We start from the raw sequence: 24285 nt of genomic DNA on the forward strand, positions 1-24285 counted from the left end.
AGTTCGAAGCTCCTGATCTGATGGGATTATAAATGATAATCCTATCATAGCAAAGATTCCAAGGAAAATCGCCCCGGCAATCGGACCGGGCATACTCCCAGTTCCGATCGCCGAGGCGATCGATCGCAGTCACGGTTGCTTTTGCCCGCTTGTCATCTGAAACCTTCTGGCTACACCCTCACTCTTTTGATAAAAAGCGAGATAATCAGGCCAAAAATCGCTGCGGCCAAACCGAACAGAAAGGCTTCCTGCACACCTGCGGCATAGGCAAAAGGCGTATGCACCGGGTTCTGCGGATCCGCAACCGCAGACAGGTAGTGATTTTGTCCGGCAGCCATGATCGAAATTGCGACTGCCGTTCCGATCGCGCCTGCCACCTGCTGCAGGGTGTTCATGATCGCGGTACCATCCGGGTACAGCTCCGGCGGCAATTGGTTGAGACCGTTCGTCTGTCCCGGCATCATCACCATCGCGATTCCGACCATCAGCGCGATATGCAAAGCCACAATCAGCCAGATCGGAGTCTCGGTAGACAAGCCGTGGAAGAAAAACATCGTAATAACCGCTACGACCAGGCCAGGGATCACCAGCCACTTGGGACCGTATTTGTCAAACAGGCGTCCCATCAGCGGGGATAAAAGCCCGTTGATCAACCCGCCCGGAAGCAGGATCAGTCCGGCGGCGAACGTCGTCAGCAGCAGCGAGTTTTGCAAGTACAGCGGCAGCAGGATCACCGAAGAGAGGATCACCATGAAGCCGACGAAAACCAACAGCAGGCCAATGACAAACATCGGATAGGTAAATGCCCGCATGTTCAGCATCGGCTGCTCCATCTTCAACTGGCGAAGAACAAACAGGAGCAGACCGATCCCGCCAATCACCAGCGATGTCAGTACCACCGGATTGCCCCAGCCGCCCTCTTCGCCGGCATTGCTGAATCCAAAGACGATTCCGCCAAAGCCGAGCGTGGACAGCAGGACAGAAAGCAAGTCGATTTTCGGTCTGGTCGGCGTGGTGACGTTTTGCATGTACACCATGCCGTACACCAGTGCAAGAATGAAAAACGGCAGGGAGATCCAAAAGATCCAGTGCCAGGACAGCGATTGGATAATGAGCCCGGACAAGGTCGGACCTACTGCCGGAGCAAACATGATGACGAGCCCAATCAGTCCCATCGTCGCTCCCCGTCTGCTCGGAGGAATAATGACGAGAATCGTGTTGAACATCAAGGGAAGAAGCAGCGCAGTCCCCATGGCCTGAATACAGCGAGCCAGCAATAATACGCTAAAGGATGGGGCGATGGCTGCAATAAACGTCCCGACGATGGAGAATAAAAGCGCACCTACAAACAGCTGCCGGGTGGTAAACCATTGCAGCAAAAACCCGGAAACGGGTACCAAAATGCCTAGTGTCAATAAAAATCCGGTTGTCAGCCACTGAATGGTCGACGGGGATACGGCAAAGATTTGAATCAGGTCGCTCAAAGCCATATTGAGCGCTGTTTCACCAAACAAACCGACAAAACCGGCGATCAAAAACGAAATCAAAATCGGAACCGTTCTGATTTCCTCGTTTCTGTTCGCCGCATCTGCCTCTTTCTCGAGACTGATTCCTTCTGCATACATGGTTTTTCCAAGCTCCTCTCCTACTAACCTCTATCTGTATTTGACCTATTGTAGGCGATCTTTTTTTCTATGGCAAATCAGACTGTCAAGATCAACTCGACAGTCTGACGCCTTTCACATCTTATCCTCTTCTTTTGGCCTTCTTCTTCTCGATTTTCAACATCCGGATATAAATGCCGAGAAGGATCAAGAAAACGAGCAGTACGACTCCAATCAGCCACACGGGAATATTGCCGACAGCCTTGTCCAAGCCTGTTTCTTCCTCCTCGTCGTCCACTCGGATCGTGAATACCTCGTTCGATTTGCTCATCACGACGATTTGACCGTCGTCATGTGCGCTTTTGAGGTGGGACAACAAGGTGGGATGAACGAAAGCGGCCTCCCCTTCCTCGGCCGATTGAAAGACGGTCAATGTCCGCTGCTGATTCCACAGCGAAGGCTGAATCCAGGCGACGAATCGGGTCGTTTCGTTGATGACATGGTAGCGTTCCAACGTCTTGGGCTGATGGATGAGCAGTTGCCCCTGGGCCGCTTTCAAGGTCGGATACTGCTGCAAATCTCCCATTGCGACCACATGATATGCCGCCATTTTTTGCAGATCCTGCGGCTGCAAGGGCTCTCGGAAGATCGTGAACGCATTGGCTTGCAGTTCTTTCCCGTCTACCATTTCATTGAGCAAAAGGGAAAGATGGGATAGATAGGTTCCAGTCAGCTTCTCCGGGAGCAGGAATGCCGTCTGTGACAGCCCTTGCTCCTGCACCAAGGGGGAGGGCCAGTACTGGAAGCTGCGCAGCGACGGCGTTTCATGCGGCACGTTCAAGGCGCTCGCTTTATCTACAAACACCCATTTGCCCGAATCTCTCACAGGCAAGCACGCTGCTTCCTTCCCTTCAAGCGAAGCCGAAAAGGCGAGATTCAGCGTACGATTTCCTTCCTCCAGCAAGGAGGGGTCGATCGGTAGGCGAAGCAGGTAGCCGTCGTTCTTGTCTATTGCCTTTAACTCCTGTAGGAGAACGGTATGCGGGACGCCATTGATCATGACGGTCAAATGCTGCTGCGGTTTCTTCTCTTTTTCGCTTCCCTCCGTCTGCATGAGCAATGGCGAGACTCTCAGCTTCAGATCCAGGGTGACGTCTCCCGTCACTTTCCAGTGGGATGGCAGGCTCATTACGACCTGCTGCTCGCTGTCCTCCCCCTGCTTCAGCAAGATATCCGAATAGCCCGCAGACTCCAGTGTAAGCTTTTGCCCGCCTACTTTGTTCTGATGTCCGGGAAGTGCAGGCACGTTTTGCAAGACGATCTGATTGCCTGCCAATTGCTTGTTCAAAGCAGGATCGGTCAGTACGTGGATGGATTGCTCCAGATTGGCATCCTTCCCCCGGCTGACGAGCATCAGCAGTTTGGCCGTCGCGGACTGGTTGATCCGCATCTGGAAGGTGTCGATGCCAAGCTTTTGATCACGGGCGGCGATTCCCTGTTCTGCGACCAATGTCTTGAGCGGGCCGTTCCATGCCTCCGGGCCGCCGATCGCAATCACGTGTGTCAGGGTGCCTTTTGAACTCCATTCGCTTTCCGTCAGGATGGGGATCGAAGCATGTGTCGCTGTTTGTGCGGACAGGGAAGTGGCGACTCGCAAAGCTGCCGCCACGACATCCGCATCAGCTGCGTCGGGGACGACAATCGTGCTGTAGACCTCGGTCAGATTGCCCGGCTCTACGAATGGCAATGGAAAGTCCTGCAAAAGATCGGCAGAAGAGGCGGTTGCATGCGAGTCAATAAATACATGCGAGCTTCTCCCGATCTTCACCCAGTTGGCAGGATTGGACTGGTCATCACAGAGATCGTCCGTCAGCTCGCTCTGTTTGGAAATCGTCAGTTTATGGAAGCCCGAGGACGTCTCTTCTGCTCCAAGCGGAATCCGGATACTGCCTGCCGCCGCCGTCTCCTTGGTCAAAAAAATACTCTTGAGCGGCTTGTCATCCACACTGATCGTTAGGGTGGACCGTGCAGCCAGCAGCAGCTCTGAGTGGCTAAAATTGATCTCCAGATAGCTGTTGGCCCCAATCGATGTCCGAGGCACACTGTAATAATAATCCGCCGCTCCCTGTACGCCGCCAAGCGTGATGGATTCATTGATAAACCGGACGACTGTCCCCGGAGTCTGCCCCAATCCATTCGATGTGTAGATCGCATTTTTCTGCTTTGCCAGGCTCGCAAAGCTGTAGACTGGCGCACTTGCTGCCGCTGTTTGGGTTTGGCTGGCTGGCGCTGCCATTGCACCTTGGGCATACGCATGTCCGATTCCTTCACCAAAAAGCAGAGCCGTGATCGTCAGGACCGCGAAGGCTGGTTTCCAGTTTTTGTTCATGGTTTTCTACACCTGTCTTTCTGTTGGCGGGACCGACTTTTTTTCTGCTGCAAAACGCTCGGTCTTATACCATTTCAATTCTTGTCGAAAAACAACTCGCTTGATCTCCAGATACAATGCATAGAGCACGAGGACGATCCACAGCTGCGAGTAGGTAAAATACATCAGCAGAACGATCCAGAAATTTTTGGCGTTCAGTTCTGTTCGCTCAATACTCAAGGCAATCATCACTTCAGTCACGTACAAAAAGTAGGCAAGAATCCATAAAATCATGGCGACAATGCCTACCTCGAGATGCAGATCAACGAACAGATTGGTGACGAACAAAGCATCCGACACGATCACGCCCAGAAAAAACAGGAAGTACGTGAAGAAAAAGTAGACGAGATCAAACATGATGCTTTTCTTGCGCAAGGAAAACAACCGCCCCATAAATTTGAGGACGACGTACTGATTGCCCCTCGCCCACCGTGTCCGCTGCTTCCACCATACCTTCCAGTTCTCCGGCTCCTGCTCCCAGGTAATCGCAGCCGGAAAAAAACGAATGTAATGGCCTGCATTGTAGACGCGAATCGTCAATTCCGTATCTTCTGCCAACGCTTTTTCATCCCAGCCTCCCAGCTTCTCAATGATCGAGCGGCGGATGGCAAAGTTCGTGCCGGGAATCGTCGTCACCCGAAACCAGAAGAACCTGCCGGCCTGCGCCATCCACTGAAAACAGATCGTTTCGATATTGATAAAATGCGTCAACAGATTTTTGGCCGCGTTCACGACTCGAAATTTGCCTACTGCCACACCAGCCTGGGGATCGTTTTGCAAGGCCAGAACGAGATAATGGACGGCTTTGCGCTCCGGAGTGTTGTCTGCGTCATAGACCACGATGATCTCCCCTGTTGAGTGGGCCAAGCCCTGGTTCAGCGCGCCCGATTTTCCTTTTCCGGCATGGGGCGGCTTGGTATGCACGACCTTCACATACGGATATTTGGCTGCATAGGAGTCACAGATTTCCCCCGTCCTGTCGCTGGAATTGTCGTTGATGACAATAATTTCCAGTTTTTCCTTAGGGTACTCCAGCCGCAGCATCGCCTTGATCGTCCGTTCAATCACCACTTCTTCGTTGTGGGCAGGGATCAGAATGCTCACCATGGGCTTGGGCAGCTCGTTTTTTTCCCAGTCGGGGATGGATCTGGCATAGCGCAGGTAATGAAAATAGCCGCCTTGCATCAAGAACATATGGTACAGAAGCATGATCCAAATGACGGTCAAGGATAAATAGAACAACAGATTAGCCATCGAGATCACGCTCCAAGAAAAGTTGTTTTCGCAAATTGGCACGGTTTCGCCAGGTATAGAGGGTAAAAAGCAGCACCATGCACGTCACAAGGGCCACGATGCCCCACAGAATGCGCTGGGTCCAGCTGTCTTCGCGCAGGAAGGTGGCGATCTTCTCGATGAGTTCAGCTTCGATCGATTGGGCGGGTTCTGTTTCTGGTTGTGCGATTGCCGTATCAGGGGCTTCTTCTTCGACATGGTACCCGGCCATTTTGCGAACATCGATCCACGTCACGTCTGGCAGTGTTTCCACGTAAGCGATCAGTTCCTTCAACGGCTCTACGCCCAGATAAGGGTGAAAGAACATGCCGATCACACCGTCGCGGACAAAGCGGACCTGCTGGGCATTTTCCCGAATGTCCTGCATCGGCGTAGGGGAATGGGGATCATAGTAGCCGACCGTCTCCGGCAAAAGGGTCATGCCGTGAAGAAACGCCGGCTTGGAAATAAACGGAGGTGCCCCCATCTGGTGCCAGTCTGTCTGGTTGAACTGCACTTGCCCCAACAGGTAAGAAAAGTAACGGGACGTAATCTGGTACCCTGACTGGCTCATGTTGTAGTGCGGCGCTTCAAAGGCAACAGGAACCAATCCCAGCTCCGTCAATTCCTTGATTCCGCTCTCGATGCGCGATTTGATATACGTCTCTTCATACTGCGCAAGCGACGCCTGGTACTGCTCATACTCTTCTTGTGAAGGCCATTCATAGCGCTCTTTTATAGGAGTCGTATCCTCTGGCGGTTTTGAAATCGGTGTATTGTTCTCCATATCCCAAAACTCCGAACCTTCGCCTGTCTCGGAATCCCGATAGTAATGCATGTACCCGTGCAGGGTAATGCTTGCCCCTCTTCGCTGCAGGGTACGCAAAACCTCGACCAGCTCCGGACGGTCCTTCAGGTGAACCAATTCCTTGGTCTCCGAATTGGTGTAGACGGGAATCAGCGCGATCACATAAGGTATTCCCTTGTCAGCCAGATAGCTTCCTGCTTCCAGCACCAGCTTGGGGTCTGACTGCGGATGCACATCCTCCAGTCGAAGCAACGCCAAATGCCCTGGCTGGTGAGGGATTCCGAATACGTCATGAAAAGCCTCCGCTGCAAACAGAGAGAGCGGAGAAGAGAAGCTGGTACTGGCAAAATACGCCGTATTCCCATGCTTCATCATCAGAGGATACGCGTAGATTCCCTTCCATCCTTCCAGCAGCACCTCTCCTTGCTCCATCGATACGCCCTCGATCGGCATATTGATGTCGAGCTGCACCGGATCGACTCCTTGTGGTTTCGAAACCATCTGGATGCTAACTTGTTCATTCCAGGTCAAAAATGAAAAACGCTCACCCAACTGCTCGGCATTCTTGCCCATCGCCAGCAGCGTGCCTGTAAAGCTGCGCATGACTTCTTTTGTATGGGAGGGTAAATGTTGGGAAAAATCCCCGTAATAGACCAGATAGTCGACTCCATTCAGATCACGGGCTGTCAATTCCGCGTCCGCTACATAATGAAGACGAGTGCTGAAATGACCCAGCACCAGGTCCAGCATGCGAACATCCTCGTTGATTGTACCTGTCTCGGTCGTGTAGACCACCAGGATGTTCGGCTCCTCTGCGCCATCTCCCCCGGCTGCAAGGAGCTTGTCCGCCGTTCCGGTCAGCAGAGTCAGCAGCATGATCAGCGATACGGCGGTTCGCACCCATTTATTGTATGTACTGATCGAGCTCTTGCTTGGCACGTTTCACCAGCTCCATATGGTCACTTACATCATCAGCATACTGACTGATTCCAAAAGCGATCGTCAGGGTGACCTGTTTTTTCTTGTTTTCCAGGATATGAGTCTGCATCAGTTTTTCCAGCTTCGCATGCACGACTTCCGCTCCTTCTTCCAGGCTGTTGTTGAGAATCACAGCGAAGGTGCCAGAGCCCTGGTCTCCCTGATCCAAGCGAAATTTGCGGTCGGTCAGCCTGGTGTGTTCCCGCAGGATGGCTGCGAGCGAGCTGAGCAGGTAATCCGTCTCATTGCGGCCATACAGCTGAGAGAAGGAGTCCAGATATTTGACCTCGATCAGCATCAGGGAAAAAGGAACCCCTGTCCGTCGTGACCGACTAAGCTCTTCTTCCAAATCAAACAGCAGCCTTTTTTCATTGGAAAATCCCGTCACCTCATCGATAGTGACCAGCTCATCGAATTTCCCTACCATCTCCTGATGCTCCTCGACGGTCTGGGCGACCAGCCTTTGAATCAATCCCGTGATGATGGCCGCCGCCAGAAAGATCAACATCCATACGGCGATCTCCAGGACAGACAATGGGAAGGTCCAGTTGGCTACCATCCCCCAAATCAACAAGCTGCCAAACAGAAACAAAGCCAACAGACTGAGACCCAAGCTGGCCAACAGTCCGAAGAAAATGCCGACCAAACCGATGATAAGGGCAACGCCCAACAGCACGGCTTGTACGAGAGGAATGGCTGGCAAACCTAAAGCATACCAAGACAGAAACAGTAGAAAGAACAGGAAGACCGTCTGATATGCAATGAATCTTCCCTTTTTATTGGAGAATCCCCTCATTGAAGAGCCTCCTTTCAGCCAAAAGCGGAATCAGGTTGTCAAAGGAGTGGGTATCCATCCTGCTCATATCGATGTACCCGCCATAAAGCTGGCTCTCGGGACGGCGAATCTGCTTGCGAATCATCCGCTCATACAATTCCACAGCGAAATCCGCATCGCCTAGCTCGATTGCGGTTTCGATTGCCAAGCCGTACACAGCAGGAGATTCGTACTGGACCAGGGGCTGCTTCGTAACAGCGTCATACCTGCCGAACAAAAGCTGCCGGCGAGCGAATTCCTCCTTTAAAAACGCCCACAGTTCCGGTGAGGCAATGCCTGCCTGTGCACGATGCAGGGCGACATACAATTGGTCGATCAGATTCACCTCACGCTGGTACGTGAAATGCTTGCTGGGAAGATGATAGGAAAAGGGGAAAAAGCCGTTGTCCGTCGGGAGATTCTGCAAAAAGGCAGATGCCTGCCCATCCAGCACTTCCTCAATCCTTCCTTGCTCACGCATCTTGTGAAGAGTCGCAGCATTCAGGTAAGAAAGTGTCAATGTATCACTGTTCACGCCGTGCTGCCGATCGTAAAAATCAACCGGCATCCCGTCGCGGATCTGATGCTTTCCGATACTGTCTGCAATTTCATTCGCCATCTGGATATACGACTTCTCATTCCATTTTTCTCCGGCGAGATACAAAGCTTCGGCGATCCGCAGATCATCTACCAAAGCGTTCGTTGTAACCTGGGGTTGATCGCCGCCCGTTTTCCAGACGATCCAGCCATTCTGGTAAAAATGCTTCTGAAGGACTTTCACATTTTGTGCAAACAAACCAGAGTCCCCTTTTTCCAAGGCATACAGCATCCACAAGCCGAGCGACTCCGAGAGGGATTCCTCGCCTTGCGCAATATTGGCGTCGTCTGGTTCAGCAGGCTGCAGATTGGTTTTCAGTGTATGGTCCGTATTCGTCAGATGCTCCCGGATAAAAAGCTCTCCTGGCAAAAATCTGGCGTAGCCCGTTGCGCCGCCAGCCAGCTCCTTGCCGTTTTGGGCAAATGGCAGTCCGGGCCACATCCACCCCGTTATCAGCAGGACAAGCAGACCGAATACGATAGTCAGCATGCGAATTGATTTCACCTTGTTCACGCCTTTTCACTTTCTTTCATTGTATCAATCTAACATAACTATTGGTCATTACAATGGTTTTTTCTGTTACTAATTTGGAACTTCTGGAGAACTTAGGGGACAGTGTATTGAATGTTTCGCCCATTTTGGCTTAAATACTTAGTAAGAGCAGCTTCATCGAAAGGAGTGCACGAGCATGAAGACGCTTTTTCATGAGCTATGTGCGGAATCAGCGATCGGGCAGGTGTCGCAGATTCGTCTCAACCAGTTGTTGGCGCTTGCCGCAGAGGAGAACATCCCTGCCGCCGAACGCGATAAGGGCAAAACCTTGTTCCTCGCCATCGATATGCAAAATGATTTCATGGAGCATGGGGAGCTGGGTGTCCCGGGTTCTCATCAGGACGTCCTGCGCGCGGCCCGTTTTTTGTATGATCATATGGAAAAAATCACGCAGGTCGCCGTCTCCTTGGACACTCACCAACCGCAACAGATCTTCCATCCTAGTTGGTGGATTGACGAGGCAGGGCAGCATCCCGCTCCCTTCACCATCATTACGGAGGAAGATGTGCGGAGCGGAAAATGGCGGGCGGTTCGCCATCCGGAAGAAAGTCTGGCTTACGTAAGCCACCTGGCGCAGCACAGCAAAAAGGAGCTTTGCATCTGGCCGTACCATTGCCTGGAGGGAAGCTTCGGCGCTGCTTTGGAAGGACAATTCGCCAATATGGTCTACTTCCATTCTGTCGTGCGTCAATCAGCGCCCATCCGAATCGTCAAGGGCAAGGACCCGCTCACGGAAATGTACGGCATCATCAAACCGGAATTCGGTCCCGGCGACGAAGCTTCGCACGCTTTCCTGGAAAGCCTCAGAGCGTATGAAAGAATCTTTATCGCAGGCGAAGCAAAATCCCATTGCGTGCTGGAATCTCTGCGACAGATCCTGGACTATTTTGGCGAAGATAAAGACATGACCTCGCGGATCGTGGTTCTTGCGGATTGCATGAGCAGCATTCCCGGCTTCGAGGCTTCGACGGAAGAAACCTTCGCTGCCTGGCAGGACGCCTATGAAATTACTGTGACGCGAAGCACGGACTACAGATGGTAACTCGAAAGGAATGAATCTCATGCGGATTGGCATCTACGGGAGCAGCTTCGACCCAATCACATACAGCCATCTGTTTACAGCAGCTACGGTGGCGCATCGCAAGCGTCTCGACAAGGTGATCTTTGTTCCTTGCTCCTCCTTGCGTCACGACAAAAAGCTGCAAACCCAGGATCATCATCGCCTGGAAATGCTGCGTATTGCGCTATCGACGTCCACACACAAAAAAAATCGCTTCGGCGAACCGCTGTTCGAGATCTCGACTGTCGAGATGGATGCGTTGCCTGGCGAGACGTATACCTACGACACAATGGTCCACATGCGCAAAAAATACCCGGACGACGAACTGTTCTTCATTATGGGATCGGACTTGTTGCGAGGAATGTCCAACTGGGGGAATGCCCAGAAGCTGATCTCACAGTTCAACTTCATCGTCATGTCGCGGGAAGGCTATCCTTCTGCCGACCTGATCGCAGATGATCCGCTTTTGCGCAACAACGACGAGCATTTTCTCATCATGAGCAAGGGCATCAATATGGGGATCAGCTCCACTTACATTCGGGATGAGATTCGCAAAGGAGGAGATCCCAGCTTTTTGCTGCCGGATGCCTGCCTGCAATACATTTATGAACACGGGCTGTATCAAAGCATTGTAGATGGTTGAAAAGGATCAGAGTGCCCCATGTAGCGACGCTACCTCTGGAGCACTCTGTTTTTTCATGATTATTTTGCTTTTAAGTAATGGTCAAAATCTTGCTTTGCCAACGGCTTGCTGAACAAATATCCCTGTCCCTGATCACAGCCGTTCAACTGCAAAGCCTCTGCCTGATCCGTCAACTCGATCCCCTCGGCGACGACGTTCATATTGAGGCTTTCCGCAATCGTCACGATCGCCTTCACGATTGCCTGGCTCTCCTGATTGTGGTGTACATCGCGAATGAACGAGGCGTCGATTTTGATCGTATCGACGGGTAGGCTCTTGATGTAGCTAAAGGAGCTGTATCCTGTACCGAAGTCGTCAATAGAGATCTGAATGCCCTCTTCCCTGATTTCTTGCAGAACGGGCGTTGCTTCCTCCATTTTCACGAAAATGCTTTCGGTAATTTCCAGCTCCAGCCATTTTGGATCCAATTTCGTATCGTTTAGAATCTGCCGGATGTTCTCTACCAGATCCTTTTGATAGATTTGTCTTGCCGACAGATTGACGGACACCTTCAGCTCATACCCCTGCTCATGCCACTCCTTGTTCTGCCTGCAAGCCTCCCGCAAAATCCACTCGCCAAGCGGCAGGATCATCCCAGTCTCCTCTGCGATCGGAATGAAGCGATTCGGCGGGATCATGCCCAGCTCGGGGTGAATCCAGCGGACGAGAGCCTCCATGCCCACAAGCTGCTTCGAACCGATATCCATCTTCGGTTGGTAGTAGATTTCAAAATGCTTCTGCTCGATCGCTTTGCGCAGCTCGTTTTCCATCAGAATCCGCTCAAGCGACTTGGTTTCCATGGTCGGATCGAAGAAATCGTAGCCGTTGCGTCCGCGCGACTTGACAGTATACAATGCCGTATCGGCCCGCTTCAACAAATCCTCCGCCTGCTCCCCGTCATCAGGGAATAGCGAGATGCCGATGCTGCAGGAAATATTGAATTCATGACCATTCCACACAAAAGGCTTTTCCAACTCCTGGATGATGCGGTTGGCAATCTCTTCCGCATGCTTCCTTCCCGATAACTGGCTCACCAGAATCGTAAACTCATCTCCGCCTAGTCTGGCGACGATATCGCCTTGTTTGACGCAGGTTTTCAAACGCCTGGCTGTTTCGATCAAAAGCAGGTCCCCGACATCGTGGCCGAAGGAATCGTTGACATCCTTGAACCGATCCAGATCGAGGAATAAAACAGCCAGATTGGACTGAAAGCGCTTGGCCGAAATGATCTCCCGCCCCAGATGTTGAATGTACATGCGCCGATTCGGCAAATCCGTCAAAGCGTCATGGTAGGCCAGATGATGGATCGTCTCTTCCGAATGTTTGCGCTCGGTGATATCACGCGTGACCAGGAGGAGAGTATGAACTTCCCCGCTCTCATCGAGAATGGGATTGAGCTTGGTCTCTGTCCAGATTTGTTTGCCGCCGGATGTGAGCCTGCACTCTGCCGTATATTCCTTACGGGTGCTGCATACATGCTCGATCGCGTACTCCATGATGCCGCGGTCCTCTTTGGTCACCCAATCCAACAGATTCTGGATTTTCTCTTCCGGCACATCATGGTCGAGAACAGTCCGATGAGACGGAGAAAGATACAGGCAATTTCCGGCTTTATCGATCATGGAAATGATATCGGACGTATTTTCGGCGATGATGCGGTACTGCTCCTCGCTTTTTCTTACTTCTTCTTCCATCAGCTTGCGGTCCGTGATGTCACTGCGGATGGAGACGTACTGATAGATATTTCCCTGCTGGTTGACGAATGGGACGATTGTGGTATCCACCCAGTAAAATTTTCCGTCTTTAGCGCGATTGCGAACTTCTCCGCGCCAGATTTGCCCCGCGCCAATGGTCGCCCACATTTGTTTGAAAAAACTTTTCGGATGCGTCCCGGAGTTAAGCAGCCGATGGTCTTGTCCGATCAATTCATTACGCTCGTACCCGGAAATTCGGCAAAACTGGTCATTGGCAAAGAGGATCTTGCCTCGTTGATCGGTGATCGCGACGATGGTGGATTGATCCAGCGCGTACCTGACATCAGCCAACTCCCGCAATGCCCGTTTCAGCTTTTCATCTTTTTCGTGCAGCAATTCTTCCCAGTCCTGGTCAGAAAGTTGAACGATCATATCATTAGCCATGTTGAGATCCTTTCTTCGAAAATACGCATGTAATTGCATTTCTCTTTATGTATGATCCGAAAGAACTATCGATTCGATTGTATCACGGAAAAGGAGAGGTGGAACGCGAACCCTCCGAAAATTGCTGACAGTTTTGTAAACTTTGGAAAAACAGGCAGAGCAAAGCTATTATTCGGATACTGGTGCTGTACGGGTCAACGGGAGGAGTCTTTTATTCTGATACGTGTACAATTGGGGAATGGAGTCAGCTTGATGGCGTACTTCAAAAAGCAGGTTGTCCGTAACACGCACGCTGTCTGCCTCATGCAGTTGTTTGTTAAGATCGGCGAAAACCAGCTTCTCGCCTTCCATCCTGTACAGGATCGTCTGAAAAGAAGTACTCGCCGCGTGTGAGCCGATGATTACGGGATCCCCGTCCAACTCTCCTTCATAATGGGCACCCCCGTCAACGTAAAGAAACACGCTTGGGACTTGATTTTGCAAGTGAAGATAATACGTCACCCGATAATTGGCTCCCCTGAATCCATTTACTTTTAGGAGCTTCCTTCCCAGGGCTTCTACGGACTCAATCGTGATTGCGCTTGTGTCGTTTCCGTAGCCGATTTGACCGAAGTGATAGTCCTTCTCGCCGATTCGGAGCCCGCCGTACAATTCTTCGTACAGATCATTCGCTTTTTTATAGAGGAAAAACTCATCGTCAGCAATCTTCCTCCTTTCTATGACTTCTCCCTTGTCCTGTCCCTGTACGAATGTGATTTTTTCGTTCTCGTTGACTATCGGTTCGAATTGAAGCGAGATGATTCTTGCTTGATCTTGGTTAGCTGAATCAGCTGTTGCTGAGTTATCCTCATGACTCGATGTAACTCCAAATAGGGATAACGAAATGGCTAGACATGCAACCAAATATTTCATTTTTTCACCCCAATATAACATCTGCCCAAACTGCTTTGGTCATTTTCCTGAGCGCTTCTGGGTGAATTTCGATCTGGACACCGATTTGTCCTCCGCTGACAATCATCACATCCAGCGCTTGCGCATGCTGATCGATAATCGTGGGAAACTGCTTTTTCATCCCGATCGGCGAGCAGCCGCCGCGTATATATCCCGTGACTGCTGTGATATCTTTGACCGGAATCATTTCGATCTTTTTCTCGCTGACAGCCTTGGCAGCCTTCTTCAGGTCCAGTTCTGCTTCGACAGGGATGACAAAGACGTAATATCCCTTTCCGGTACCTTGGGCGATCAGGGTTTTGTACACGACTCCCGGCTCTCTGCCGATTTTTTCACCGTCATCGGCGCTGTAGGTCAGCATGGTATATGTGATTTTTTCCTTGTCCAAAATCCGCATGGCATTTGTTTTTCCGGTTTTCATGAGATACTCCTTGCTCTTGGGCTTTATCCCTTTTCATTTTACCAGTTCCCTGGAAGTAAAAAAGACACGGGAAGATCACCCGCATCCTTTTGTTTTTGTGGTCCTCCAGCTGTAGTCAAGCAGAGGAAAAAGGAGAGAACGCTTAGGCGGGGTGGGATCTTCGCTGGGGGTCGACCTGTCCGTCTCCACTCCAAAGGCGGAACCGCGGCCAAAAGCAGCCAGTTCGAAGATGTTGTACAAGGTTGGCCGCTGAATGCGTGTTCCGCCTTTTCCGTTACGCCTGGGTCAAGATCCCAAATGCCTTCGCTTTTCTCTCCTTTTTCCTCGACCAGCTTTTCCTGCTCCCTCACTTTTTTGGGCTTCTCATGGAGCATCTCGTCGGATCACCTGGTGCTTTTCTATCTTGTGAATCGCATCTGGTGAGTTGCATGGTGATAAACGGTTGGGGTAGAGAAGCCAAGCGAACGGTACAACTGGTCGGCTGCAGGGTTTCTCGTGCGCAGCAAAAGTATTCGATAGTGATTGGCTGCCTCCCTGACCACCTCTGAGACCAAGGTTCGGGCAATTCCCATCTTCCGAACAGACTGTTCTACAAATAGATGGCGAACGCGCCCTACATCCGGATCTCTCTCGTACGGATCGAGATTGAGCCCGCAGACCCCCACGATCCGCTCATCCAAGCGTGCGACAAATAGCGCCTCGCCAGCCTTGTCAAAACGATTTTGCCCGCTTTCATATTCTTCGATAAGCCGCTGCATGAACAAATGCCCTTCGGCCGTTGCTTCCGTCACAAGATGCTGGATTTCAGTCGTGAACAGCTCACTTACACGCTCCAAGCAGAATGGCTGCTCTTTTTTCAGTGGATGCCGATACAGCATCTCATCCCCGAAAAGCTTGCCCGTATCCCGAAAGCCAAAGCCTTCATAGAGTCTTCTCGCTGTTCCATTGGCTGGATGCACCGTCAAACGAATTTCCTCGCAGTGAGGCGACCGCTTTTGAATATCCCGGAGCATGGCGGCAAAAGCAGCCTTTCCATAACCCCTCCCTTGAAAACGAGCATCTATTAGAAAACCGTTGATCCAAAAGCTGTCGCGTGTATCCGCTTCAAAAGCATGCATGATAAACCCAACCATGCGTTCTCCGTCATAAATGGCAAACGGCAGATACTCGACCTGATCCCCGTCCGGCTTGATAGACACTTTCGCCAGCGAAATCGCAACTGTCGGCACAAACTTCGCCTGCTCCTCCGTCACCCGAAGCAGCAGCGCCTCTTCCCAATTGCCCCTTGTCACCGGCATGAATCGAATATCCATCATATACCGCCCTTCCGCTGACTTCATGCAACTGAGCCATGATCCATAATTATTGACGTGTCAGGATGCTTCGGTTCACATCGGCAAGGGAAGCGCAGCCTGACAAAGCCAACGTAACATCCAGTTCATGAAGCAGCGTATCCACTACACTTGCCACGCCCTTTTCCCCGGCTACTGCCAGCCCATAGACAAACGGACGCCCAATCAGGACAGCATTCGCACCGAGCGCAATAGCCTTCACTACATCTGGGCCCGTCCGAACACCGCTGTCCAGCAATACCGGAATCCGCCCCTGCACCACTTCAGCGATCGTTGGCAGGGCATCGAGGGTAGCAATCGCTCCGTCCACTTGACGTCCGCCGTGATTGGAGACAATAATGCCGTCCACCCCGTGCTCCACCGCCAGTTTGGCATCGTCAGGATGCAGGATGCCCTTGACCAGAATCGGCAGGGAGGTATGCTCGCGCAAATAATCGATATCGCTCCAGGTCAAAGCCGGGGTGTAGATCGTGCGGAGGATTTCCTCTACCGCATTCTCAGGCGTCACTTCCGACAGGCGGGAGCAGAAAACGGGATCGCTGATGTAGTTCGCCATTCCCTTGCCTTCCCGCAGCGGGGAATAGCCGTTTTTAAAATCGCGCCGCTTCCAGCCCAGCATGATGGTGTCGACGGTCAAGACGATGGCGGAATATCCAGCCGCTTCAGCTCTTCTGACCATGCTTGCACTCACTTCACGATCTGTCGACCAGTAGAGCTGATACCAGCGGGGGGCGTCCCCCATTACCTCTGCGATCTGCTCCATCGAGTGGGAGGAGACCGTGCTCACCACAAGCGGTACACCTGCTTGCGCCGCAGCACGTGCTGTCGCCAGCTCTCCTTCAGGGTGAGAGATGGCCTGCATGCCTACTGGCGCCAGCAGGACAGGGGTTTTCAGCTGCTGGTTAAACAGCGTGATCGCCATTGACCGATTCGTTACGTCACGCAGCATCCGAGGTACAATCGCCCAGCGGGAAAAAGCTGCGCGATTGGCAGCCAGCGTCTGCTCCTCCACAGACCCTCCTGCCGTGTAATCAAACGGTCCAGCAGGAACCCGTTCACGCGCCAGTCTTTCCCAGTCTTCAAATGAGATGGGAAGGGACTCCGTCGATTTATCTACCTTGGTAAACAAGAAGGATTCCTTATTCTCAACAAAAGACATATGTGACAACTCCTTTTCTTCCTCTTCGATGTTACATTCCTTATCCACTTCATGTTACACCTCTCTGTTGGAATTGCACCAATCTTTTTTATACTTCGCTGCCAAAAGATTCCTCTGCCTGCTTTCTTTCAAGACACCGTATTGCTTGAAAAAACGGAATTTTTCATTTTCGTGAAAAATGTTTACATCCATAGAATTGGGGGTACAAAAAAAAACGGTGGACAAGCCGATCAGGTTCATGGCTATCACATTTCATACTGCACATTGAGAACGACAAAAAATGACAAAGGCAAACCTGTTGAAAAACAGGGACGCAAAGCCACGGGTCTAAGGCAGCGCAGACGTGCAAGACTGCTGCTAAGATAGCCGGGTTGCCATACCGCAAGCTCAGAAGGCTGTCGGATGGCAGTTGTTTTTGTTGCACCAAAAGGATAGGAGGAACGAATTATCGATGAAAGCTAGCTTGCGAAGAAAGTTGATTGTCGTCATGTGCCTGCTCCTGGTTTTCAGTTTGGCTATTGTTTGCAGTGCCAGCTACTGGAGCTCTTCGAGGCTGTTGGCTTCCAGCTTGGACAAAGAAGCGGAATTGGCAGCGAACAATCTTTCCATCCGCATCGACAGTTTCTTTCAGGAAAAAATCGGGGTCGTTGAAACCATAGGAAAAATCATGTCGGCGGATAACAACTTCGACCATGACCTGAGGTTGATCCAGGAGGCACAGAAGAAAAATCCGCAATTTGAAACATTCTTTTTTTCCTATGATTTAAGCGGCACAAAGGTCATTAACTTCAAAGGAGAGGTGACCAATCCGTCTGACCGTCCTCATTTTCAGGAAGCCGGAAAGGGAGAAGGGAAAATCATCGTCTCCGAGCCCGTTGTTTCCCAGCGGACGGGCAACAACATCGTGACCGTCATCGTACCGTTGATGAAGGACAATCGCCAGTACGGCTATATTGGTTCCACCATTCCCATCAATGAAATCCAAAAAACCGTTTCTGAAGAAACATTCGGCCAAAGCGGATACGCCCTGCTGGTCAGTAAAAAAGGGACGTATATCTGGCATCCGAACGAAGAGCTGATCCTGAAGGAGTCGGTGATGGATGCAAATATTGCCGAGCTGCAAAAAGCGTTTGAAGCGATCCAAGTGGGCGGCCACGGCATCATCCAATACCAGCAGGACCAAACAGCCCACTTTGCCTCGTTTGCCAGCACCAAGCTGAACTGGGGCGTATTCATTACGGCTCCGACCACAGAGCTGCATGCGCCTGTCAATGAGCTGTCGATCAAACTGATTGTCATCTCGCTGGCTGTATTGATCGTCGGGATCTTGCTGGTGTACTTCCTGGCAGTCCGTCTGGTCAAACCAATCCAGTGTCTGAATCAAGCAGTCAACGTCGTGGCACAAGGCAATCTGACAGAGACGGTGACCGTGGAAGGAAAAGACGAGATTGCCGTTTTATCTCGGGACTTCAACCAGACCGTGTCCCACTTGAAGAACCTGATCGAGGGAGTCTCTCTGTCGTCTGAGCAAGTGCTGCTGTTTACGCGGGAAGTCTCAGCCGGGATTGAGCATGCGACCGAACACGTAAACCGGATCGGCGCTTCCATTGCCCAGATTTCCAATGGGGCACAGGCACAATCGAACAGCTCCCAGGAAGTGGCTATGTCCATGAACGAAATGGCTTCCGGAATCGTAAAAATCGCAGAAACCTCGTCTCATGTCTCTGAATCGGCTCGTGAGGCAGCCCAACAGGCCGAGCAAGGAACAGCTGTTGTAGAGCAAGCCGTCCATCAAATGGGCAGCATCGGCGATGGGACGAGCAAAGCGGCAGAAGCAATCGAACGGCTGAACGGCCGCTCCAAAGAAATTGAGGGCATTCTCGATACCATCAGTCAGTTGACTTCGCAAATCAATTTGCTTGCATTGAACGCCTCGATTGAGGCCGCACGAGCGGGCGAGCACGGGCGCGGATTCGCCGTAGTGGCTGGAGAAGTAAAAAAATTGGCGAACCAGTCAGAAGAGTCGGCATCCAAAATCGCGCAGTTGATCGGAGAAATCCAGCAGGATACCCGACATGCAGTCGACGTGATGAACGAGAGCAATCAAAATGCGCAGGATGGCATTCAACTGATCCAGGAAGTGCGGAACATTTTTGACCATATCCTCGAGTCGTCCCGCAACGTCGCCGGACACATCTTGGAGGTGTCGGCAGCATCCGAACAGATGTCTGCAGGCTCCCAGCAAGTCAGCGCTTCTGTAGATGAAATGCACCAGATTGCCAAGCGTGCTTCCGAGGATTCCCAGACCGTAGTAGAAGCTGCAGCAGAGCAGCTCCAGGCGATTCAGGACATCGCTGCATCGGCCGAACGGTTGAATGCGGTGGCGGAAGAGCTGCGGCACGGAGTAGGCAAGTTCACACTGTAAGACCATTCCCTTTTGAAAGGGGGGATGCGATGCAAGGGATGAGGCAGTTTGCTTGTCTGAATTGAGTTCATATCTACAACCAGGAGGAGAAACTTATGAAAAAGTACGTAAAAACTATCATGGCGGGGGGGCTCGCTGCTACTATGCTGATGACAGGAACAGGAGCGTTTGCCGCAACGAGCCAGGCAGCTCCAACCGCGGCCGCAGAAGCCGCCAAAAAACAGGAAAACAAAAAGTTTGAGTCCCGTTTGGACGCCATCATCGCGCGGGGGTACATTCTCGTGGGTACGACCGGGGACTATAAACCGTTCACATATTTGAATCCGAAAACGAACGAATATGAAGGGTACGATATCGATGCCATGAAGGAATTTGCGAAAAGCCTGGGTGTCGAAGTGCGCTTTGTGCAAACCTCGTGGTCGACGATGATGAACGATCTCTTGGCAGACAAGTTTGATATTGCCGTCGGCGGCGTGACCCGCAACACCGACCGCGAAAAAACAGCTCACATGGGCGATCCTTACATCCAATTCGGAAAAGCGCCGCTGATCCGTGCGGTAGACAAGGACAAGTACAAAAGCGTCGAGGATATCAACAAGCCATCCGTTCGCATTGGAGTAAATCCGGGCGGAACCAACGAAAAGTTCGTGCGTGAGCATCTGACCAACGCTACTGTCACGGTCGTCGAAAACAATCTCGACATTCCAGGGCTGGTCGCAAACGGTACCTATGACGTCATGATTACCGATACGATCGAAGCTATGGTGTACTCCAAGGCAGATTCCCGCCTGTATGCGGCTCTGACAGACAATCCGTTTACCAAGAGTGAAAAAGCTTATATGATTCCGCGCGGAGATTTCATTTTCGCAAGCTACCTGGATGTATGGATGGATGAAATGAAGCTGCAAGGAAAATTCGAAGAGCTGTTCCATAAATGGATTCAATAAGACAATGAACACACAAGCCCTGTTTGGATGACCAAACGGGGCTAAAAAAAGCAACCAGCCTCAGCTACGCAGCAGAAGTTGGTTGCTTTTTCATACGAACGTGAATCAAGACAAGACCCGCTGCAGGAACGCCTTGGCCCGATCCGATTGCGGGTTGCGGAAAAAGGACTCTGGCTCGCCAGACTCAATGAACTCTCCATTGTCCATAAACATCACCTGATTGGCGACCTCTCGAGCAAAGCCCATCTCGTGCGTAACCACGATCATGGTCATATGCTCCTCCGCCAATTGCTTGATCACCTGCAGCACCTCGCCGGTCAATTCCGGATCGAGAGCGGAGGTAGGCTCGTCAAACAGCAAGATGTCCGGCTTCATCATCAGGGCACGCGCGATCGCCACGCGTTGTTTTTGACCGCCGGACAGTTTGGACGGATACGCGTCCGCTTTGTCCGACAACCCGACTTTCGCCAAAAGCTCTTTGCTCCTTTTGTCTACCTCAGCTTCCGCTTCTCCTTTGACGATCCGCGGCGCCAGTTCGAGATTTTCTTTTACCGTGAGATGAGGAAAGAGATTGAAGTGCTGAAAAACCATTCCCATCCGGGCTGTAATCTGTTTGATCTCCTGCACGCTGGCATACTTGCCGTCCTTCACCAAAAACTCGTCGCCGATTTGGATGCTCCCTGCGTCGATCTGCTCCAGGTGGACGAGACTTCGCAGCATGGTGCTTTTACCCGAGCCAGAGGGGCCAATGACCGCAACCACATCGTTTTTCTCGATCTCAAAGGTCACTTTTTTCAAAACTTCCAGATTGCCATAGGACTTTTTCAGATTTGAAACACGCATGATCGCCATATTTGCCATTCCCTCTATTCGAATTTGGATCTTCTCTCCAACCACTTAAAGAAGAGCGTCAACAATAGCGTCATCAGCAAGTAGATGACCCCCGCCACAAAGAAAGGCATGATCGTAAAATCACGATTCACGGCCGTCTGGGCGAAGTGCAACAGCTCGGGCACCGCTACGGCATACAGCAAGGCGGTATCCTTCACAAGAGTAATCGATTCGTTCGCGACAGCCGGAAGAGCTACGCGAAACATCTGCGGCAAGATGATCTTGCGAGTCGTCTGCCATTTGCTAAAGCCCAATACCTGTGCTGCTTCATACTGACCCTTGTCGATCGCCAGCAGCCCCCCGCGGAAGATTTCTGCGAAGTAAGCCGCATAGTTGAGGATAAATCCGACACAGGCAGCGACGAAGCGATCCATGACCAGGTACTCCCCGACGACAGGCAGCAGCGGCAGACCAAAACAGATGAACAGCAATTGCAGCAGCAAAGGCGTGCCGCGCATCACATAGATGTAGGTGTGGGCGATTGCAGCCAGTCCCCTATTGCTGCTTTTTGCCATCAGCGTTATCAGAAAGCCCAGGGGAATCGAGGCGATGATCGCGATGAAAAACAGAAGAACGGTCATCTGCGCCCCTTGCAGCATGGGTATGGTTATTTTGATCAGATAATCAATGCTCATCCTCGCATCTCCTATTTCAAAAACTTGAGCTTGCATATGAGCTTAACAGCTCTTGCAACAGCCGGAAGCCCTCTTCTAAAAGCCGAAAGCAAAACCGGCTTTGCCCACGATCCGGTTTTGCTTACGATGTACTGATTGTCTTATTTTAACACACGATCTTCGCCAAACCATTTTTCCGAGATTTTCGCGGCTGTGCCGTCAGCGCTCAACTCATCCAGCGCTTTTTGCAATTCTTCCAGCAGCGCTTCATTGCCTTTTTTCACGCCAATGCCGTACTGTTCTGGCGCAAGCGAATCTTCGAGGAACTTGAAGGTGCCCTCATCTTTTGCCATGTAATAGTCTGCTACGACTTTGTCAATGACAACAGCATCGACGCGGCCAATTTTCAGGTCATTCAAAGCAAGCACGTTGTCAGCGAATTCAGAGACGGTTTTTACCTTGTCTTTGATCGGATGTGCGTTCAAAGCATCCAAGGCGGAAGACAGCTTTTGCAGACCTACTGTCTTGTCAGCCAGATCGTCGATTTTGTGCAGATCGGAGTTCGCCACTGTCACAATTACCTGTGCGTTTTCTAGGTATGGCTTGGTGAACAAGACTTTTTCTTTGCGTTCATCCGTAATCGTGTAGCCATTCCAGATCAAGTCGATGCGTCCGCTGTTCAACTCGGACTCCTTGGAGCTCCAATCGATGGGCTGGAAGACGATTTCGCGTCCCATTTTCTCGCCAGCCGCTTTGGCGTAATCAATATCGAAGCCGACCAATTCGTTGTTGTCATCGCGGAATCCCATCGGCGCAAATTTGTCATCAATTCCAATCACCAGTTTTGCTGCTTCCTGGCTCTTCCCGGCATCTGCAGGCGCATTTGCTTCAGAACCCCCGGAAGCAGACGGCGCGCTGGAACAGCCGACTACAAGTGAAAATACGGTTCCTACCATCAGACAGAATGCTGCCAGTTTTTTCATGAATATCCCCCTCAAATCTTCTTTTTATCTTATTAAAGTGGTAGTACGTTAACAAGGTATCATGATAGCACATGATTTCAAAAGAGTCGATAGGATTGAAAAAACACAGATTTTTTCGCAATCTTGCTTTTTTATTCTCCCTTCCGTACAGTGGGGCGCCCTGCGAGGTATACTGTTTGTAGAGGTGAGGCCAATGGAAATGACGAATGAAAAATGGCAGGCAATCATTCACAATGATTCCAGCTATGACAATCAGTTTATTTACGCTGTTAAAACGACACGTATTTTTTGCAAACCCTCATGCAAATCCAAACCGCCCAACATCGAAAATGTGCGGATCTTTTCGGATGCAAATGAAGCATCGGCTTCCGGCTTTCGCCCTTGCAAGCGCTGCAAGCCGACTGGTCAGCTATTGCCGGACAGCGACTGGGTTGAGCAGATCACTCGTTTCATCGATGCCCACTACTCCGAGAGGCTGACTCTGGATAAGCTGGCAGAGATGTGCCATGGCAGCATGTATCACCTGCATCGCACATTCAAACGAATCACGGGGATGACTCCGGTGGCCTACATCCAGCAGAAGAGAATAAACAAAGCCATGGCATGTTTAGCCCATACTGATACATCTGTCGCGGAAATCGCCCGTTCTGTCGGCATCGCCAACACTCCGTATTTCATCACCCTGTTTCGCAAAAGCACCGGGCTAACTCCTACCGCGTTTCGTCAAAACCATCGGGAGCAGCCTGCTGTCTCTACAAATCATGGAAGCTAGCGAGGTCAAGAAGATGGGTTATGAATGCTTCGCCACATACCCGAAGTCCCTTCTGAATAAAGGTACGGGATTTCTGACCGATTATACCCACTCCCTGAATCCTTATTCCGGTTGCTCATTTGGCTGTACTTATTGTTATGTGCGCCAAATGCCCGTATCGCTTTTTCATAAAAAAGAATGGGGAACCTGGGTCAACATCAAACAGGAGGCCGCCGCCTTGCTGCGAAAGGAACTTGCGCGGGCCAAGGCAAAGGGACCCGTCACGATATTTATGTCTTCCAGCACGGACCCCTACCAGCCAGTTGAATACTCCGAACAGGTGACGCGGTCTCTCTTGACAGTCATAGCAGAAGACCCGCCTGATTTTCTCCTCGTCCAAACCCGCAGTCCGCTCGTCCGTCGCGATATAGACTTGCTGCAGGAGTTGAAGGACCGCGTGCGCGTCAGCATGACCGTAGAGACGGATCTGGAGGAGATCAAGAGAGCGTTTACCCCAAATGCCCCTCCGATTGCCGCTCGCCTCAAGACCCTTGAACTTCTGGCAGCCGCGGACATTCCGACACAAGCCACCATTGCCCCCGTCTTGCCTAGCAGTGAGGCTTTTGCTCACAAGCTGCGTGCTGTGGCAGACCGGGTGTGCATCGATGATTTTTTTATGGGTGACGGCAGCGGCGGCAAAAGAACCAAGAAGCTCGGCATTTCCTCTCTTTATGAGAAATTGGGCCTGCCCGAATGGTATGATCCGTCAGCCTATCAGCTCGTGTACGACAGACTGACAGAGGTTTTTGCCCCAGGGCAAGTGCTCGTCAGCCAGAAAGGGTTCGCCCCTTAATGAA

20 protein-coding genes, 1 pseudogene and 1 riboswitch are annotated in these 24285 nt (G+C 51.4%); of the genes and pseudogenes, 6 read left to right on the forward strand and 15 right to left on the reverse strand.

Going from position 1 to position 24285, the window contains the following annotated elements:
* Positions 1–170: 170 nt before the first annotated feature.
* From T458_RS37030 to T458_RS0128610, 6 genes are all read right to left on the reverse strand, one after another.
* Complete coding sequence (locus tag T458_RS37030; RefSeq protein ID WP_023556084.1) at positions 171–1625, reverse strand: DHA2 family efflux MFS transporter permease subunit; 1455 nt, start codon at positions 1623–1625, stop codon at positions 171–173.
* 121 nt (positions 1626–1746) lie between these two features.
* Positions 1747–3993 carry a cellulose biosynthesis cyclic di-GMP-binding regulatory protein BcsB gene (locus tag T458_RS37035; protein ID WP_023556085.1) on the reverse strand — a complete coding sequence of 749 codons (2247 nt, stop codon included), beginning with the start codon at positions 3991–3993 and terminating at the stop codon, positions 1747–1749.
* Between the two features lie 6 nt (positions 3994–3999).
* Positions 4000–5286 carry a glycosyltransferase family 2 protein gene (locus tag T458_RS37040; protein WP_023556086.1) on the reverse strand — a complete coding sequence of 429 codons (1287 nt, stop codon included), beginning with the start codon at positions 5284–5286 and terminating at the stop codon, positions 4000–4002.
* Entirely contained in the window at positions 5279–7051 is a 1773-nt protein-coding gene (locus tag T458_RS0128605; RefSeq protein ID WP_023556087.1) for a polysaccharide deacetylase family protein, read from the reverse strand. Before T458_RS0128605 ends, T458_RS37040 begins: the two co-directional genes overlap by 8 nt.
* Positions 7017–7886, reverse strand: a complete 870-nt coding sequence (locus tag T458_RS37045) for a GGDEF domain-containing protein (RefSeq protein WP_023556088.1) — start codon at positions 7884–7886, stop codon at positions 7017–7019. The genes T458_RS0128605 and T458_RS37045 overlap by 35 nt, the downstream gene beginning before the upstream one ends.
* Entirely contained in the window at positions 7867–9006 is a 1140-nt protein-coding gene (locus T458_RS0128610; RefSeq protein WP_144083819.1) for a glycosyl hydrolase family 8, read from the reverse strand. The genes T458_RS37045 and T458_RS0128610 overlap by 20 nt, the downstream gene beginning before the upstream one ends.
* Positions 9007–9190: 184 nt before the next feature.
* Here T458_RS0128610 and T458_RS37050 point away from each other — a divergent pair, with 184 nt between their 5' ends.
* Together T458_RS37050 and nadD are read left to right on the forward strand one after the other, a co-directional pair.
* Positions 9191–10096 carry a cysteine hydrolase family protein gene (locus T458_RS37050; protein WP_023556090.1) on the forward strand — a complete coding sequence of 302 codons (906 nt, stop codon included), beginning with the start codon at positions 9191–9193 and terminating at the stop codon, positions 10094–10096.
* Positions 10097–10115: 19 nt separating this feature from the next.
* Positions 10116–10757: a nicotinate-nucleotide adenylyltransferase gene (gene nadD, locus T458_RS37055; protein WP_023556091.1), complete on the forward strand. Its 642-nt coding sequence runs from the start codon at positions 10116–10118 to the stop codon at positions 10755–10757.
* 59 nt (positions 10758–10816) lie between these two features.
* On the opposite strand, the gene T458_RS37060 is transcribed toward nadD, so the two are convergent.
* From T458_RS37060 to T458_RS37080, 6 genes and pseudogenes are all read right to left on the reverse strand, one after another.
* Entirely contained in the window at positions 10817–12934 is a 2118-nt protein-coding gene (locus T458_RS37060) for a sensor domain-containing protein (RefSeq protein ID WP_023556092.1), read from the reverse strand.
* Positions 12935–13102: 168 nt separating this feature from the next.
* Positions 13103–13846, reverse strand: coding sequence for a hypothetical protein (locus T458_RS37065; RefSeq protein ID WP_144083820.1), 744 nt, complete (start codon positions 13844–13846; stop codon positions 13103–13105).
* Positions 13847–13850: 4 nt separating this feature from the next.
* A complete protein-coding gene (gene ybaK, locus T458_RS37070) occupies positions 13851–14306 on the reverse strand; it encodes a Cys-tRNA(Pro) deacylase (protein WP_023556094.1) in 456 nt (151 codons plus the stop codon).
* A 398-nt stretch (positions 14307–14704) separates the two neighbouring features.
* Positions 14705–15184, reverse strand: a complete 480-nt coding sequence (locus T458_RS57565) for a GNAT family N-acetyltransferase (protein ID WP_354702687.1) — start codon at positions 15182–15184, stop codon at positions 14705–14707.
* Positions 15173–15619, reverse strand: a pseudogene (locus T458_RS57570) (GNAT family N-acetyltransferase); the annotation flags it as partial. The gene T458_RS57565 and the pseudogene T458_RS57570, both read right to left, overlap by 12 nt.
* 49 nt (positions 15620–15668) lie before the next feature.
* On the reverse strand, positions 15669–16817 hold the full coding sequence (locus tag T458_RS37080; protein ID WP_023556097.1) for an alpha-hydroxy-acid oxidizing protein: 1149 nt from the start codon (positions 16815–16817) through the stop codon (positions 15669–15671).
* Between the two features lie 278 nt (positions 16818–17095).
* A riboswitch (cyclic di-GMP riboswitch) is annotated at positions 17096–17196 on the forward strand.
* Between the two features lie 72 nt (positions 17197–17268).
* Between T458_RS37080 and T458_RS37090 the strand changes: the two genes are divergently transcribed.
* Both T458_RS37090 and T458_RS37095 read left to right on the forward strand, forming a co-directional pair.
* Entirely contained in the window at positions 17269–19242 is a 1974-nt protein-coding gene (locus T458_RS37090; RefSeq protein WP_023556099.1) for a methyl-accepting chemotaxis protein, read from the forward strand.
* A 95-nt stretch (positions 19243–19337) separates the two neighbouring features.
* Positions 19338–20189 (forward strand): transporter substrate-binding domain-containing protein, encoded by an 852-nt coding sequence (locus tag T458_RS37095; RefSeq protein ID WP_023556100.1) that lies wholly within the window; start codon positions 19338–19340, stop codon positions 20187–20189.
* 105 nt (positions 20190–20294) lie between these two features.
* Here T458_RS37095 and T458_RS37100 read toward each other — a convergent pair whose 3' ends face one another.
* From T458_RS37100 to T458_RS37110, 3 genes are all read right to left on the reverse strand, one after another.
* A complete protein-coding gene (locus T458_RS37100; protein ID WP_023556101.1) occupies positions 20295–21041 on the reverse strand; it encodes an amino acid ABC transporter ATP-binding protein in 747 nt (248 codons plus the stop codon).
* A gap of 14 nt (positions 21042–21055) precedes the next feature.
* Positions 21056–21715, reverse strand: a complete 660-nt coding sequence (locus T458_RS37105) for an amino acid ABC transporter permease (protein WP_023556102.1) — start codon at positions 21713–21715, stop codon at positions 21056–21058.
* Between the two features lie 140 nt (positions 21716–21855).
* Positions 21856–22677, reverse strand: a complete 822-nt coding sequence (locus T458_RS37110) for an amino acid ABC transporter substrate-binding protein (RefSeq protein ID WP_023556103.1) — start codon at positions 22675–22677, stop codon at positions 21856–21858.
* A gap of 193 nt (positions 22678–22870) precedes the next feature.
* Here T458_RS37110 and T458_RS37115 point away from each other — a divergent pair, with 193 nt between their 5' ends.
* Together T458_RS37115 and T458_RS37120 are read left to right on the forward strand one after the other, a co-directional pair.
* Positions 22871–23449 carry a bifunctional transcriptional activator/DNA repair enzyme AdaA gene (locus tag T458_RS37115; protein ID WP_023556104.1) on the forward strand — a complete coding sequence of 193 codons (579 nt, stop codon included), beginning with the start codon at positions 22871–22873 and terminating at the stop codon, positions 23447–23449.
* Between the two features lie 13 nt (positions 23450–23462).
* Complete coding sequence (locus T458_RS37120; protein WP_031305564.1) at positions 23463–24281, forward strand: SPL family radical SAM protein; 819 nt, start codon at positions 23463–23465, stop codon at positions 24279–24281.
* Positions 24282–24285: the final 4 nt, after the last annotated feature.

Origin of the sequence: Brevibacillus panacihumi W25, assembly GCF_000503775.1 — a bacterium.
Taxonomy (GTDB): domain Bacteria; phylum Bacillota; class Bacilli; order Brevibacillales; family Brevibacillaceae; genus Brevibacillus; species Brevibacillus panacihumi_A.